The 15,119-nt window shown below is 49.6% G+C and carries 14 protein-coding genes; 6 read left to right on the top strand and 8 right to left on the bottom strand.

All coding sequences use genetic code 11. The features are described from left to right. Positions 1-34 precede the first annotated feature (34 nt). Genes C4520_09600 through C4520_09590 form a run of 3 tightly spaced genes read right to left on the bottom strand, consistent with a single transcriptional unit; the run spans position 35 to position 1,915 of the window. Complete coding sequence (locus C4520_09600; GenBank protein RJP21534.1) at positions 35-403, bottom strand: GxxExxY protein; 369 nt, start codon at positions 401-403, stop codon at positions 35-37. 47 nt (positions 404-450) lie between these two features. Beyond that, positions 451-1,452, bottom strand: a complete 1,002-nt coding sequence (locus tag C4520_09595) for a DUF362 domain-containing protein (GenBank protein ID RJP21533.1) — start codon at positions 1,450-1,452, stop codon at positions 451-453. Then, positions 1,289-1,915: a tetratricopeptide repeat protein gene (locus tag C4520_09590; protein RJP21532.1), complete on the bottom strand. Its 627-nt coding sequence runs from the start codon at positions 1,913-1,915 to the stop codon at positions 1,289-1,291. The genes C4520_09595 and C4520_09590 overlap by 164 nt, the downstream gene beginning before the upstream one ends. Before the next feature lie 298 nt (positions 1,916-2,213). Here C4520_09590 and C4520_09585 point away from each other — a divergent pair, with 298 nt between their 5' ends. The 4 genes from C4520_09585 (at position 2,214) to C4520_09570 (ending at position 8,526) form a co-directional block, all read left to right on the top strand. Continuing rightward, positions 2,214-3,518 (top strand): serine/threonine protein kinase, encoded by a 1,305-nt coding sequence (locus tag C4520_09585; GenBank protein RJP21531.1) that lies wholly within the window; start codon positions 2,214-2,216, stop codon positions 3,516-3,518. 323 nt (positions 3,519-3,841) lie between these two features. After that, a complete protein-coding gene (locus tag C4520_09580; protein ID RJP21530.1) occupies positions 3,842-4,066 on the top strand; it encodes a hypothetical protein in 225 nt (74 codons plus the stop codon). Then, a complete protein-coding gene (locus C4520_09575) occupies positions 4,053-4,313 on the top strand; it encodes a HEPN domain-containing protein (protein ID RJP21529.1) in 261 nt (86 codons plus the stop codon). Before C4520_09580 ends, C4520_09575 begins: the two co-directional genes overlap by 14 nt. A gap of 505 nt (positions 4,314-4,818) precedes the next feature. Then, entirely contained in the window at positions 4,819-8,526 is a 3,708-nt protein-coding gene (locus tag C4520_09570; protein RJP21528.1) for a hypothetical protein, read from the top strand. On the opposite strand, the gene C4520_09565 is transcribed toward C4520_09570, so the two are convergent. The 5 genes from C4520_09565 to C4520_09545 form a co-directional block, all read right to left on the bottom strand. Next, on the bottom strand, positions 8,480-8,818 hold the full coding sequence (locus C4520_09565; GenBank protein RJP21527.1) for a transposase: 339 nt from the start codon (positions 8,816-8,818) through the stop codon (positions 8,480-8,482). The two genes, C4520_09570 and C4520_09565, sit on opposite strands and share 47 nt — an antisense overlap. A gap of 62 nt (positions 8,819-8,880) precedes the next feature. Further along, on the bottom strand, positions 8,881-9,159 hold the full coding sequence (locus C4520_09560; GenBank protein RJP21526.1) for a transposase: 279 nt from the start codon (positions 9,157-9,159) through the stop codon (positions 8,881-8,883). Between the two features lie 47 nt (positions 9,160-9,206). Beyond that, positions 9,207-10,355: a radical SAM protein gene (locus C4520_09555; protein RJP21525.1), complete on the bottom strand. Its 1,149-nt coding sequence runs from the start codon at positions 10,353-10,355 to the stop codon at positions 9,207-9,209. A 564-nt stretch (positions 10,356-10,919) separates the two neighbouring features. After that, on the bottom strand, positions 10,920-11,879 hold the full coding sequence (locus C4520_09550; GenBank protein RJP21566.1) for a DNA adenine methylase: 960 nt from the start codon (positions 11,877-11,879) through the stop codon (positions 10,920-10,922). Between the two features lie 4 nt (positions 11,880-11,883). Beyond that, positions 11,884-13,227, bottom strand: a complete 1,344-nt coding sequence (locus tag C4520_09545) for a hypothetical protein (GenBank protein ID RJP21524.1) — start codon at positions 13,225-13,227, stop codon at positions 11,884-11,886. Between the two features lie 54 nt (positions 13,228-13,281). Between C4520_09545 and C4520_09540 the strand changes: the two genes are divergently transcribed. Next, entirely contained in the window at positions 13,282-13,653 is a 372-nt protein-coding gene (locus C4520_09540) for a hypothetical protein (GenBank protein RJP21523.1), read from the top strand. 233 nt (positions 13,654-13,886) lie between these two features. Then, entirely contained in the window at positions 13,887-14,969 is a 1,083-nt protein-coding gene (locus tag C4520_09535; protein RJP21522.1) for an HlyD family secretion protein, read from the top strand. Positions 14,970-15,119: the final 150 nt, after the last annotated feature.

The raw sequence follows: 15,119 nt of genomic DNA, 5'->3' as shown, positions 1-15,119 counted from the left end.
CCGCCGATGAACGCCGATAAACGCCGATATTTGATCAAAAATCTTGAACAATTCTTTTTACTTCAACTTTTGGTTTGCCGAAGTTAATGAGTAGGCATATTGGAAAACCCGTGGCTCTTAAATAATTCATACACTGCGCAACATGTCCTTCATCGAACGCGCGAACTGCCTTTAGTTCCAGGATAACAGTATCTTCAACCATTATATCTGCTGTAAAATCGCCAACTACTTCGCCTTCATATTTTACCTTGATGGGGAACTGTTGTTGCCTTCTTATGCCAGCCTTCCGCAATTCAATCGCCAAAGCGTTTTCATAGACCTTTTCAACGAATCCGGCTCCGAGTGTATTGCTGACTGTATATGCGCATCCAATTATTCTTTCCGTTAATCGATCCAAATCCAATCGGCGTTCATCGGCGGTTCCCTTTCTTTCTTTTCCCTGTTTCAGGCCTAAGAGACAGAAAGTTTTGAGATCTTTCCTGGATCGGCGGTTCCCAATCCCCGCTCTTCCGCCGTTTCGATGTACTTCGGTTCGCGGCCGCTTTCCTTCAGCGGTTTCATCCCTTTTTCTTTTCGCTTTTGCTCGATGATGTCCCAACCGATTTTGTCCGCGGCGACGGGATCGTCAGCCACAAGCAGCGTGGCTGCGGGCCATGCCCATTGCGGGCGCGGAGCCGGGCCGCCATGATACTGCGCGATCAGGCCGTCGCACACGACCAGCCGCAGCTTGTTTTTGATGTACGGGTGCGCGCACAGGTCCGCCACGAACGGATTGCAGTTGTTGTCGTGATACTTGTTCGGATTGTGGATTGCGCCGTAGAAGTTCTTCATGCCGAGCGAGACGCCGGCCAGATCGTGGTCCTTCAGGACGGGCACATTAACGATTGCCGTGCAGATGCGCGAGATGATCCTGCTGAAACAGGAGCCGATCTCGCCGGAGAATTCGATATCGGACTCGTAGCCGGCGCCGCGCGAATCGGTTGCTAAAACCCGCGCGCCGTCGAGGCCTTTTAGTGAGAACCCCGCCGATAGCAGGTCGTGCTCGGTCCGATCCCAGACAATGATTTTTTCTTTCGGGATTCCGGCCGACGCCACTCCCTCAACAATGGCCGCAACGAGTTCGGGATGGCTCGACAGGTCGCGTCCGGCGAGGCAGTTCACCTTGATGCCGACCACATCGCCTGAAGAAAAAAAGCTTTTCCATGCGGAGGAGGCGTCCGATTTTCCGGATAAAGCGACAACAGCTTCGTCCAGAATTTTTTTGATCTTGTCGCCAGCGGGTGTTTTGTCAGGGTTCAGGAGCGATGGCCGCTGAGCAACGATGACTTTTGCGTTCCATGACGGTTTCGCCGCCGATTGTTCGGAAGCGCCGCTCTGTGCGGCCGCCCACATTCCGGCAGGGAAAAGAGGCAGTGTCTGCAAGAAATTGCGCCGTGTCTGATGACGTTTCATCTGCGAAGATATTGAATTGATTTAGTTGCGCAGGAAGTTCTGCTTCGATTGAATCGCTTCTGAGGGTCGCCGTTGCCAGATATTCTAAACCGGCAGCGAAGGAAAAGTCAAAAGAACTCTTGACAGCGCGGAAAATTTCCTTTGTCATTCCAGAAGGCCAGAAGCAGAAGAACTCGAAGATGAGGCCCAAGTGCATGTGCGCGCTGATGTTGTCGGGGTCGACGGCGAGGACCGCATTATATTCGCGGATTGCCGACTCGGGCTGCCGCATTTTCACACATACCTGACCGAGCCGCAGGTGATACCTGACCTCTTTGGGCGCGAGGGAGGCCGCTTTCTTGAAGGATGCCGCCGCCAGCTTCAAGTCTCTTTGGGCGAGAAAGGCCTTCCCGAGGCTGTAGTAAAGGGAAGGTTCATTCGGATTCTGGAGAATCTTCGTTTCGAGAGAGGAAATCAAGTCCATATAACATTTGTGCCAGTTTTTAACCAATAAGCTATGAATGATACTAACAGCGGGTAAATTGGTTGTCAAGGTCTTTGCACATATGAGCGTATTTCGTCTATACTGAATTGCAACTTTATGCGAGAGTTTGAGCGGAGGCAAGGCTTGATGAAGCCAGGCGGCAAGATTTCAAGACGCGAAGCAGCAAATGGATTACGGCGCAGGGGGCGAGAGCGCACCAACATGCTTTGGAACAAAAAAAATGAGAGATAGAAACCGCCTCAAACGAATGGGTACCAAGGAACAAGAGATATGAAGTATGGCAAAACAGATCGGACAGATTCTTGATGAGCGGTATCGAATAACTAATCTTCTCGGCGGCGGGATGGCATACGTGTATCTGCTGGAGCATATTGAAACCGGCGAGAGGCGGGCGGCCAAGACCGTGCGCGACGAGTTTCTGAAGGATGCCGCGATGGTAGCCCGTTTCCGGCGCGAAATGAAGATATGGGTCGCCATCGGCAGTCATCCGAACATTGTACGGGCTTACTCGGTGAAAGAGATCGAGGGGCGTCCCTTCCTCTTCATGGAATGGGTCGAGGGCGGCTCTCTTTTCGACTTCATAAAGAAGAGGGCATTGTTGCCGGTCGAACGGCTCCTGCAGATTGCGGAAGAGATTGCCACCGGCCTCGTGTATGTCCATAACTGCATGACGCCGGACGGAATTCGCGGCATCGTTCATCGAGACCTGACGCCGGCGAACGTGATGCTTGACCGAAACGGCACAATCAAGATTTCGGATTTCGGGATAGCGCGCGCTGTCGACAGCACGGTCCTCACCGGAACCTGCGACATGCTCGGCACGTTTCCCTACGTATCGCCTGAACAATTTGATTGTCCTCACGAAGTTGACAAGCGGACCGACATCTATTCATTCGGGGCGCTGATGTATCATCTTTCGTGCGCGACTCCGCCGTTCGTCGGCAGCAACTGGAATGAGCTGGCCCAAAAGATCAAGACAGCAGTTCCCGTTGCTCCGGCGGAATTACGAAAGGATTTGCCGGAGGGCTTTTCAAAGATGCTCATGCAGTGCCTGGAAAAAAAGCCCGAAGATCGAGTTCAAGATTTTGCGGATGTCATGGCAATCGTCGGAACCTTGCAGATGGATGGAACTACAAGAAAGGATGCGGACGCCAATGTTTGTCTGAGCCGAATTCTCGATGCGGCGGAAAGGGAGGCCGCAGCCTCGGGCATCGACATGGTTGATCCAATGCATTTGCTTATGTCGATCGCATCGAACGAGCGGGAGACATTCTCGTGCTGGCTTCAGGAGACCAAGGTGGACGCGATAGATTTCGCCGAGAACCTTCGGTGCTGCATTGAGCACAAGGAGAAGGCAGAGATACCAAAGAATGTTCGGTTCAAGCGTTCGGCCCAGAGGGTCATGGCGCTGGCGCGCTCATTGTCCGAACAGGACGGAGCTCCGGCGCCAGATGCGCGCCACATTTTGCAGGCGCTGCTGCAGGAGCCTTCTGTCCAGGAAACCGTACATAAGGCGCTTCATGTGGCGCACGCGTCAAACGTGGTTGAGAAATTGCTGGAGGTTTTTAAGAGAAAGAAATGATTCAAGTAAATCCAGATTCCTTCTTCGATCCGTCCCCTGCCGTCTGTTCGATTCGCGCCCCTCTTCGACAATACCAAAGCCAAAGAAGGAATGGCGAGTAACATAGAATTCGCGCTGGCTTGTCACGCGCGCTTTGAGTGTTCGCGGAAATGGGGATGGAACATTTTTCGCTTGACAAACATTATCCTGTCGGGTTAAATTCTTTCGCATAGCTTCCCAGGTGGCGTCCGTGGTGGTTTTTGCTGACAATTTTGATCGAGCCGATGTCGGTCCCGATTGGACGTTGTAGGGGACTTTTGAGGAACAAGTGCAAAGCTGGGTGCTTGAGAAACAAATTGGAATACGAGATCTTCAAAAGGGGCAAAAACCAGTACCTGACGGACAGGCAACAATACTACGTTCAGATTCGTCGCTCGCTCAGAGGCATGGGGCATCCTTTTGATATTATTCTCATCTCCAAACAGTGGTTTGAGGAAAGCAAAGATGTCATCGGCGGCATCGCCTATCCAGCCAACAGATACGGGAAAGTGATCTATGAGGCCGCCTGAGGACATCAAGCGTAAGCTTATCGCTGAATGGCTTCGCAAGGCTGATTCCGACACGGACTTGGCTGAACATTTGATGGCGGAGGGCGCCGCTTTCGCCAACTCTATTGCTTTTCACAGTCAACAAGCCGCCGAAAAATATTTGAAGGCCTTCTTGACATCACATCAGGTAGCATTCCCAAAAACACACGAAAGAACTGTTGGATCTTGCCGAGACTTGCAATGCGAACCTTGCTGCTTCATCACGTGATGTAATCGTGCTCACGCCCTATGGAGTTGAGTTGCGGTATCCGGGAGATCGTCCGGATGCGACGCCTGACGAAGCCCGCAAAACCGTCGAGCTCGCGTGCAAAGTACGCGCAGGTGTTCTAGACGCACTGCAATGAATAGGTGTCTTTCTTCCTCCTACTATGGCCATGGCGCCTCGACTACAGCCTGCGGCCTGCCTCTCCAATCCCTGAATATCCGTGAAAATCCGTAGTGAAAACATTGGCCTCAATCCGCGCATTACGCCGAAACGAGTCGACGGCGCAACCGGCAAACCCCCCCTCCCGGGAGAGCATTTCTATCTGGCGTGCTAGAGGAGTTACCATCTGCAAAGGACATTCAAAATAAATTTCTTGACATGTACATTCAAAGTGTTGTATATGTTATAGGCTTTAATTTAAGTGTATCTTGATAAGAAGCTTTCTTGCTCATTGAGCTTCCGCAAAATTGAAAACTACGTGTGCGGGGCAGGAAATCGGAGGCACAAAATGCGAATGGCACGCAGTTTGGCAGCTATTATCCTCTTCTCAATACTTTCAGTCAACACCGCTCAAGCTCAACAGTGCGTGTCGCTGGATGTTCCATACATTCATCAGGTATTGGATATGGAACGGAGGGTATTTTACGGCTGTAATGCATGTGGTCCTACGTGCTCCGTGATGCTAGCGAATTACTATGGCTTATTGCCTGATAATCTCAGCGATTACAAGGGGTGGTATATCTATAACGGCTATGATGGATTCAAGGACTTCTCCGGACAAGATTATACCGCACGTTGGGCGTACGATTGTGATGGAAATGAATCTGCCGGGGCTCATAATTACATTATTGTTGATGCTGGCGGCGGGTATTGGGGAACCGATCCCACGAAAATTGCGAGCTATCTGAGTAATCACAGCTTTGATGTTCCTGATTCATGGACCTATACAAATCTAATGGCTGAAATTGAGCAAGAGTTGAATGAAGGCCGGCCCCTAGTAGGACACATGAAAATTGGTCTGGAATGTGACGATCCCGGTGCAATCTGTCACTATTTCGTAATTGTGGGTACTGACGCGCCAAATCGGATCATAGTAAATGATCCTTACGGAGACTATAATGAGCCCGGCTGGGGAAGTCATTATAACGGGCAAAACGTAATTTACAATATAAGCGACATTGGTCTCGACATGGTGTTACCTGTGACCCCTCACGTGCGAGGACGGTATCCCGAAAATCCCATATTCAAGGTTCTTTCTATCGAGGAGTTTGCAATCACCCCACTTTACCAATACCAAACGTTCCAAAGACAAGACTTTCGAAATAAATTTAAACTCTACTACCCTGTAACGGGTGGCGTCGCTGAGTATCTGTATGAAAACGAAGTATGCGCAGGAGAGACGGAGCGGGGTTGGGATCCCGCTGTAAGCCCCTTCATTGTCCAGGCATATAACGACCATGGCAGAGCTGTGTCTCTTGGTAATGTATATAGCGATGCGGGGTACCCGGAACAGGCGCATACGTGGTGGAACTATTGGATACAGAACTTCGATGGTGGCGATCTGGGAGAGTGTTGCATCATGTATAAACCAGGTGCGCTGGAAGCGTTTTCGCTTCACGGACGTTTCTGGAACAAATACCGATACAATGGCGGCCCAGATATGGACGTAGGTGACGGGGTCAAATTAGGCTGCCCGACTTCAAGAGAATTTTTTATCAACGGTGTTTCGATCCCGACCCAGCAAGATTTTGAAGGCGGCTACATGATATGGGACGGTGTCGACGTAAATGTATTTAATCTGGCGTGCTTTGAAATAGCGCTGGGCGGCTATGAAGATCTCATTATTTCCGCCGAAGCTGTGTCGCCCTTTCAGGCAAAGATATCTGTCCAACTGGATCCCTATGGCGCTCCTTTTTACCGTCTAATCCGTAATGGTTTTGCATTTACCCCTACTTCAGATTCTATCATCTATGATAATGGCGTTAAACCGGAGACGGAGGTGAGTTATCAAATAGCGGCAGTGGACCATGACGGGACCTTCTTGGGGTCGTCAAACGAGGCAAAAATAATCATTCCGGAGGAGGAGCCGAGAATCACTGTCTTTGCCGAAGATGTCGGAAGAACATATATTGACATCAGATGGGAAGATCTTTCCTGGGCTCCGTTTTATGAAACTTACCTAAATGGACAGGCTCAGGGCCCGATAAACGGAGCCGACACATGGTCATTTGGTCCGCTTGAACCTGACACCTCCTATGGAATTCAAGTTGTTGCGTTAACAGCAACTTTTGAGGAAGTTGCTCGCAGCAATCTCCTCGTGGTAAAGACCCTGTCCGAGGATCCGCCGGAACCACCGCCACCCCCAGAACCAGATCCGGAGGTGGAATTCACAATCATAAGCGGTATCGGCTTACTTGAAGACCCGCCCTACGTGACAAGTAGTGTCTACACAGCTTTTTTTGAGGTTCAGTACTATGGCTCTTCGCCCAAGGCCGTTGATAGGTTTCAGGTTCAAGCTGAATGTGTGGATCAGTGGGGGAGTATTTACACGAAGAATTTTGCTTCTCATACTTTTGTTCCAGCAAGGGTCTTCAATCCTGGTGATACATATAGATACGAAGAAACCAATGATGGCTGGCCATTACCGGGATTGCCGACAACAAACACTCTCGAGGCGTATGTGAAATTTAGCGGTATCGCCGGTCAGTATCAAATTGTTGAAGCGGCCGAGGGAGCGACATATGCCTTCATCTTCGAAACTGTTGATCCATCTACACTCAAAGCTCAACTAAGTACGAAAGCAGTAGTCGTCAGTCCTTCACCACTTACGAATGATGATAATCCGTCCCTTACCGCAACCATCTCAAACGAAGATGGTGATGCCGATGCCAATGACTTTGACGTAGTCATCGAGGCAGACGATGGACAGTCCTGCACGATAGTTGTTCCGCAACTCCTGGCCGGAGAAGCTTCGGCGCTCCCTCCATGCGAGTTTGATCCGCTATCTGTTGGATCTCATAATTTCCAAATCGCAATCGACCCTGACGAGAGAGTTCCGGTTTACGACAGGGCTCCCTGTTATTCGACGGTGATAATAGAGGTGGTTCTGGGGACAACGGATTCCGACAACGACGGTGTATTAGACGATGGTGACGGCAGCACTGTGACAGGTGATTACCCGTGCACAGGAGGCATGGTGGAAGGATGCGATGACAACTGCATCAACACCTATAATCCCTATCAAGAGGATTGCAACTTTAACGGTGTCGGAGATGCCTGTGACACGGTTACTCCAACTGCTCTTGAAATCTGCGACGGCATCGATAACGACTGCAATGCGGTAACGGCCGATGGCATTGACGAGCCCTGGTATAATCAACCGACAAGCTGTGGCGTTGGCCAATGCGCGGCCGAAGGTGACTTTGAATGTCAGGCGGGCGTGCAGGTAGATACATGTACCGAAGGCGTCCCATCGATAGAGGTTTGTGATACCCTCGATAACGACTGTGATGGCTTAAATGACGAGGCGGATGATCTAGGATATACAACATGCGGTTTAGGTGTTTGCGAGCATACTATCGATAATTGCATAGACGGCGTGCCGCAGGTCTGCGACCCCTTTGAGGGCGCCGGACCCGAACTGTGCGACAAGCTGGACAATGACTGCGATGGCTTTACAACAGACGACGGCGTCGATGAGGAATGGTATGCCCAGCAAACTAGTTGCGGAGTGGGTGAATGCGCCTCGACAGGCGACCTTGGCTGTCAGGGGGGCGAGCAGGTAGATACCTGTGATGAAGGCCAGCCGGTTCCGGAGGCGTGTGTCGACGGGCTTGATAACGACTGTGATGGCTTTGCCGACAGAGACGACCCTGACTGTCCCGGACTGACTGAAATCTATTTGGAATCTCCTTCAGATCAAGTAGATTTATCTTCGCCTCCAGTTTTTGTTTGGTCACCGGATGGAGGCATTGAGAATGTTTTCGCCGTTGATTTTAGTTTTTCACCAGGTTTCACGACCTATTATTCGACATATGAACATCTGCATTTGCTTATCCGTCAGGAAAACTGGTCAATGCCAATCACTATCTGGAACAGGATACCGAATAATTCCTACGTATTTTGGCGAGTGCGCGGGGCCGATATGAATGAGGCGCCATTGAAGCTAGTTACAAGCTTGGAGACCAGGTGGTTTCACAAGGTCCCACAGCACTAGCAGGTATGGATACACCAGATGCTCCGGGTGTGGACGACTCGTATGTGGCCCAGGGATCCCTCCAACGGCGGGACAGCCCCCACAAGCGCGTCAGCCGCTCCACGCGCTTGTGGTTGACCCGGTACCCGATTTCCATGAGCCAGTGAGTCATCCGCGGCGCTCCGTAGAACGGCCGCTTGAGATACAACTCGTCGATCACTCGCATCAACGCGAGATTCTCTTCGCTCTCGATTCCCGACGGCGGCTCGTGATAATAGCTGGAACGAGAGAGGCCGACCAGAGCGCCCTGCATGGCCACAGAGAGCTTTTTGTGCGATGGATTGATCCATGTCCGTTTGACCTCGCGAGGAACGCTTAGAGCTTTTTTTTGAGCCAGTCCAATTCTACTTTCAGGCGCCCGATCTCCTCGTACAAGGGCGCGCTGATCTCTTCTTCGCTTCTGCCGTTCGTGCCATTTGCCCGGCTGAAAACTCCGGCTGCGCCATCAAGGAGTTGCCGCTTCCACTGCGCGATCACCGTCGGGTGCACGCCATAGGTGGAGCTCAATTCGCTCAGCGTCTTCACCCCTCGAACTGCTTCCAACGCCACTCTCGCTTTGAACTCGTCGCTGTGCTTTCTCCGCTTCTTCGCCATGCACTCTCTCCCGTTCTCTGGACCTTCTCAAGCTCCAATATTATAGCTTACCTACCTGTCCAAAAAACGGGGGGAACTTCATTTTTAGCTTCTTCAAACCTGCCTCCCCAAGCTACATTCCATGCGGTTGGGATTGTTGAAATCATTCGACAGTATATAGAAGGCGGTAAAAGCGCGGATTCAGTTGTCGAGAGATTAATCGCAAGACATCCGCCAGTACAGTTAGGGGCGGTTTTGCAGCCTGCGCATCGAGGTCGATTTTCAATATTGTCCAAAGAATGTACGAGGAAATGTTTGAGTGCTGAATCATCGAGACCATTATTAAGATGTCCTAAAATAAGCCAAGGAAAATTTGGAGCAAGATAAGCTAATGCGCTACAACCTGTAATTTGCCCATTCGGCAGAAAAGCAAGATTCGTAAATCCCGCACCACACCCCCAAGAATCAGAAAGCCCTCCCCCTACGTGCTCGGAATTTTTGTAGAGCGGTCCAATTTCAAGAATGCTTTTGTTCTTGTTCACCTTCCACGTGTAAGCAGCGATGTTCAGGATAGAAGTTACCAATTCCGAGATTGTCTCCTCAGTCCATTCGGCAGTACCGTAGACCGGACCTATGTCGATTTGTTTAATTCCCGACTCGTGCAGGTAGAGAACATTAGTCAAGAGAGCGCTTGCGCAATTCGGATGCACAGTGATACTAGCAACATACGAAGCGCCTTTCGCTATGAGGTCCTTGAGATTAGAGACAACTTTTTTCTGTGTTGCTTCTCCATTGCGGTCCTTCCGATAAATGTCATGCGTCTGAGGAAGACCGTCCACACTGATGACAACTTTGAAATTTAGACTTTTTAAGAAGTCCATGATTTGGTGATCCAGAATAATTCCATTCGTCTTTAATACAAATCCTATCTCTGCCCCGGCTTTTTCGGCTTTTATCTTTGCATAATGAGACAGCTTCCTGATTAGGGGGAGATTGAGGAGCGGTTCTCCTCCCGTAAAAGTGATGTCTAGCGTCTTAGCACCCTCACTAAGAAACATGAACATGTCAATAGCCGCTTTCCCGAGTTCTTCATCCATATGGGCCGGATTCATGTGCCGAGCGAGGCAGTAAGTACAAGACATGTTGCAAAATGTGGTAACCAAAAGCTCACAAGACAAGGCTTCATGAACTGAATTTGACAAGTTCTTAGATGTCATCTTCCTTCAGGTTTATTTAATGTGCAACCACCTTTCCCGCGAGGATGATTCAACATACAAGCCGCGTTAGGTTTGTTTATGGTGCATCCTGCGCCTTTCCCAGCCGGTTGATTCAGGGTACATCCGCCTCTCCCAAGAGGTTTATTGAGAGTGCATCCTGCGCCTTTACCCAGAGGCTGATTAAGGGTGCATCCTGCACCCTTGCCGAGGGGCTGGTTCAGCGTGCATCCCGCACCTTTATTATGTGGCTGGTTCAATGTGCAACCCGAGCCTTCTCCATGTGGTTGGTTTAAGGTGCACCTGCACCCTTGGGTTTATTCAGCGTGCATCCCCCCTTACCTCTTGGTTTATTTAGCGTGCATCCTCCTGTGCCTGCCGGTTTATTCAATGTGCATGCCATGTTATCCCTCCTCTCCCGTTTTATGTTTTCATTGTCCCTGTTGGACGCTTCTCCCTTAAATTCAGATCCGGCTTGCTGCTTTTCACTTCTTTGAAATCTGGATCACTTTTTTTTGAAGCTGCGATCCAAGTTCTGCATTAGCAAAGGATATGATAAAGCCCTCCTTAGTCCCGGCTTCTCCCCTTGGTATCGAGGCAACGGCCTCCGACCTTTGGTACCGGAAGTTGAATTTGAATCTTCCCAAGCTCGTTTGAGTTGCGAGATTTCCTATTCACCTCCAACGGGTCAATACAGGCCGGAATCGTCAAGGTTTTTGAATATATGACAACCTCGGAACCTCTGTACCTTTTCCCTGCGCTGTAGGGGATTTGATATATAAGTTGATTATAATCATGATAGAGCGCAGATATCTCGGAAGAATAATCGTATGAGATTACCCAGTTTTGTTTAAGTCGTGCTCGAATCAAGTCAGAGATCTTTACATGATCATTGTATTGATAATTATTCCGATAAAGCCTTCTTCCCTTCTTTAGATAAGGAGGATCTAAATAAACCAGCATCCTTTGGTCAAGGTGCTCAAGAACAGATGTAATAAACATGAAAGCATCTAAATTGTATAAGTGAATTCTATCCTTGTATTTTCCTATTTTTTGTACTCGATGTATCAGCTGACTCTTATTGTATCGCGCTCCAATTTTCCATTTTCCTTCCTGTTTTTTTCCTCCAATGACACCGCCCGTAATTATTCCTGAGCGATTTGTGCGATTGAGGAAGAATGTCGAGAAACCTATCTCCAATTTCGAATGTCCTTTAGGATTCTCTTGAACATTTTTTTGACAATGCCATTCTTTGAGAGTCACTGGAGTTTTACTTATCAAGGTGCACAAATCCCGTGTTTCGTACAACACGGAATGCCAAAAAGCATGTAGTGTTTCATCGATATCATTGATATGTATTTCGGAGACATATTCATCAAAAAGTAAACTTAACGCCACCGCTGCTCCGCCGGCGTATGGTTCTGCATAATGTCTATCAAGCAGTCCATTTCCCCGGATTATCAACTTAATGAAATCGGCCAGTTTTCCTTTTCCGCCAGGATATCGCAACGGCGTGTAGTATCTCATCATCTTATGCCCATAAATTCTCCACGAATTCCTGCATTTCGTCCCAAGCTTGCTTCAGTTCTCTAGGCTTAGGAAGAAGATGTTTATTATGGACATATGCGTGCATAGTGTCAATTGAGAGAAGCGAGTGAGGACTCGAGATAGCAACATGAATGGGCTTCAGTTGATTCTCTTGGAGAAGCTTCTTCTTCTTTAAATCGGTCATCACCGCCTCCGCCTTCTTACTTAATGTTGAATTTTCATGAATGGGAAGATTATTTTTCTCGATATGATGATCAATGCTCAACTCAAAGAAGACCCGGAACGCTATTGCGCCGGCATTTGGATATACATCTAAATCCAGTTTCTTCAATTCTCTATATATGCTGTTGATTCTAGGGTGATCAATCTTTATTATAAAACTTGATGGTATTAGAGTCTTTCGCTTTGTATATACGGGTTTACTTCTTTTTCCCGTTGTTTCCTTCTTCACATCGAAAACATTTTCTTTTGCGGATTCCAAGCCCCACTGAGCCGCAGATTGTTTTGAACGATCGGGAACATCTCCTTTTCGAAACGTCTCAATGTAATCCACCCTGTCTGTTTTTGATCTAATATCGTTTACGTTAATTCGATTGTCGGCTAAATCGATAACAATCTTTTTCAGACCTTTTAATGTTTCTTCAGGCAGCAGATCGGATTTGACTTCGCCTCCAGCAATCTCAATTCCAAGAAATTCCCTGACGTATGGATCCTTCAGTAAGCGCATAAGGTTGGTGACAGAGACTTCTTCAATCCTTTTACGTAAATCGCTTTTTGCTTCAATTTTATCTTTGACAAAATCAACAACCTGAAGAGCGGGTGATTTTTTGCCAAGCCTTTCATTGAATCGAGCAACTTCCTTTGCGCCCCATGCGACAACACCTCTTCCCTGATTTTCGCCTGTATGTTTGAGCCTTATCCATCTATCCGCGGCTTTTCTATTCTGCATAATCGCACATGGAATTCGATCCACAGGGTTTCGTTTGTATAAAAGGCTTAGCTTTCGAAATTTTTCTCGCAGTTGTCGGGGAGTATCCCCATCCAGAATTGCAGGCGTTTCCAAGATTTTCAAAGCTGTTATACGACGATTTCCCTCCAGCACAACATACAAATTAGCATTGCCTAGATGAGGAATAACGAGTAGTGCCTCAGAAGGATTTGGACCGGCTTCAATGATATCTTCTGCTAAATGAAGCAGCTTATCTTGCTGGTCATCAAGCATAGCCTGAATTGCTCCTTTTTGGCTTTCGACAAGATCATGGCGTGGGTTTTCAACATCCAGTAGCAAGTTGGCAAGGGGGATTTCTTTAATGTCATAACCTGCCATGGCTTCCTCCCGAATATAGATTAAGCTGTCTGAATATCGCCAATATACTATTAAATGGGAAATTTAGTCAAGAATTATTTCACCAAGCGGCAATCGATCATTGAGCGCAACGCTCACAGAATATTTAAATCCTCGTATGGAAAAGCGAGGACACGAAAATCCGACATAAGGTTCATGTCTCCTTTTCTTCCGTCACGCATGGGAAGTTTTGCCACTTGTTTCGGTCACAGCATGCCCCGCTGCCACGTCAGCGTCCATCGGCGGTTACAAGAAGGCAGGAGAACGGATTCTGCCTTCGACCTGCGCACGAATGATCACGCGAGACGCGTGACTTCGCTCTCCGCTCAGCGGAAGAGAGATCCTTTGCTTCGCTCAACCGGCGGTGTATTTTCGGCGTTTATCAGCGTCCATCGGCGGTTGAAGTAATCCGAGTTAATCCGAGAAAATCCGTGGAGAAACAGGTGGTTGTTAGCTTCGGGGATCCCGCGGGGCGAGCGGGATTTCGCTTCGCTCAATCGGCGGTGTATTTTCGGTTAGCTTCGGGGACAGAATTCAAAAAGACATGAATTCCGTAAAGGGAGTCAGTCCCCTTCGCTGTTGAAAGCTTCTCCGGTTTCATGGTAAGATTTTTTTAGGGGGGGAAGCCCGGCGGCTGTGGAATGCAGCCGGGGCTTTCCCTATCGCACTTTAGAGGAAAGATCATGAATCGGGAGAGTGAGGAGAAAAAATCCGGCCAGCCGGCGCAGCCGCCGAGCCGAAGGAAAATAGCGGTTACCACCCTGCTCGTGCTTGTCGTATGCGCGGTCGCTGTCGCGTTCTTCTTTTGGCGGAGGGCCCAGATCTACGTGCGGACCGACGACGCTTACGTCCACGGACACATCCACTCGATCAGCTCGCGGGTACCCGGCACGATTTCGGAAGTTCTGGTGACCGACAATGAATCGGTGGTGAAGGATCAGTTGCTGGTACGGCTCGATCCTGCCACTTTTGAGGCCGCCGTTCGCGACTCGGAGGCCGCTCTCGAGCTTGCGAGGAACGAGGTCGCGCAGATGCAGGCCGCCGTGCAGGTGGCCGAGGCGCGGCTTGCCCACGCGAGGGCGACGCTGAACCAGGCTGAGGTCGATTTGCGGCGGGCTGAGGAGCTGGCCAGAAGCGGGATCGCATCGAAAGAGGCGCACGATAAAGCGACAACCAGCAAAAGAGTCTCGGAGGCGGCCGTCAGGGCCGCGCAGGAGGAGCTGCAGCGGGCGCGGGCCGCACTCGGCTCGGTCGAGGGAATGCACCCGCTCGTGCTGAAGCGGCAGGCGGAGCTGGATGAGGCTCGCCTGAACCTGCAGTATACCGAAATCCGATCGCCGTCTGAAGGCTATATCACGCGCAAGTCGGCCGAGGTCGGCAACCGCATCCAGCCGGGCCAGCCGCTGATGTCGGTTGTCCCGCTCGACGACATCTGGATCGTTGCGAATTACAAGGAAACTCAGCTCGAGCGAATCAAGGTGGGCCAGCCGGTCGAAATCGAGGTCGATACTTATCCGGGTGTCAAAATCAAAGGGCGAGTCGAGAGCATCATGGCCGGTACCGGCGCGGTCTTTTCGCTGTTTCCGCCCGAGAACGCGACGGGGAATTTCGTAAAGGTGGTCCAGCGAGTGCCGGTGAAGATCGTGCTGGAGGACTACCCGAACCCGCACGTGCTGAGGGTGGGAATGTCGGTAGTGCCGACCGTGGACACAACGAAAGATTAAAGAACGTGAACTGATTATCCTCGGATTTCGCTGATTTTCGCTAATAAAAAAATGGGTCCTCATGAGAATTTGTGGGTGAGAAAAAGTCATAAATAATTGAAAAGCATGAACTAAATCCTGTATATCGAGTGTCTGAAGAGGATACTTGAA

This window comes from Candidatus Abyssobacteria bacterium SURF_5 (genome assembly GCA_003598085.1).
GTDB lineage: Bacteria > Abyssobacteria > SURF-5 > SURF-5 > SURF-5 > SURF-5.
This window is presented reverse-complemented; position numbering and strand designations above follow the sequence as displayed.